1 protein-coding gene is annotated in these 610 nt (G+C 51.8%); it reads left to right on the top strand.

Translation table 11 applies throughout. The features are described 5' to 3' along the window. Nucleotides 1-610: hypothetical protein (locus HT737_RS31465; RefSeq protein WP_220459578.1), on the top strand; the 610-nt coding region annotated here is incomplete at both ends.

Below are 610 nucleotides of genomic sequence, written 5' to 3'. Positions count from 1 at the left end.
TGGCTTCCTTGGAGGTCGCATCAAAGGCACTCAACCTTAACGTTCCATTGCTAAAAAGGTTGATCGCCGAAGGCGAGCTTCACGGATACAGAGGCATCTCTGCATGCGGCAACAAGACGATTGCCGTCGATCTGATACAAGCTAGGCACCTGGCCGCTACCCTGCCTCCCTTGTTGAATATTGCGCAAGCAGCCCATCAACTAAAGCTGCCAGTCAATACCATCAAAGTGCTATGCAAAAACGGCTGTTTTTCTTTCCGAGGCGGTCGACCCGCAGCGGGACAATCGTGGTGGATCGATACAAAATCGTTCGACATCTCCAACGCATGCATCAAACATCGACGATCAAGTTCGAGCACCCTCTCCTTGAGTGATGCACTCCGTCATCCCTTCATGTCAGGGGAAGGGGTAGCTCACCTTTTCAAAGCAATTCAGGAAGGCACCTTGTCCGTTTCATTCAAAGCTAAATCGGATGCCGGTGTGATTGGGGAGTGGCGACTGGGAAGTGATGAATGGCAGGCCTGGCTCAGCGCGCATATGAGGCATATGACTGCCTCTCAATCGCTAAGCGTTTCACAGGCTGCCGAAACTCTACATATTGCGAACGACGT

Source organism: Pseudomonas sp. MD195_PC81_125, from assembly GCF_014060985.1.
Taxonomy (GTDB): Bacteria; Pseudomonadota; Gammaproteobacteria; order Pseudomonadales; family Pseudomonadaceae; genus Aquipseudomonas; species Aquipseudomonas parakoreensis.
The sequence above is the reverse complement of the archived record's forward strand: the minus strand, read 5'-3'. Positions and strand labels throughout refer to the sequence as shown.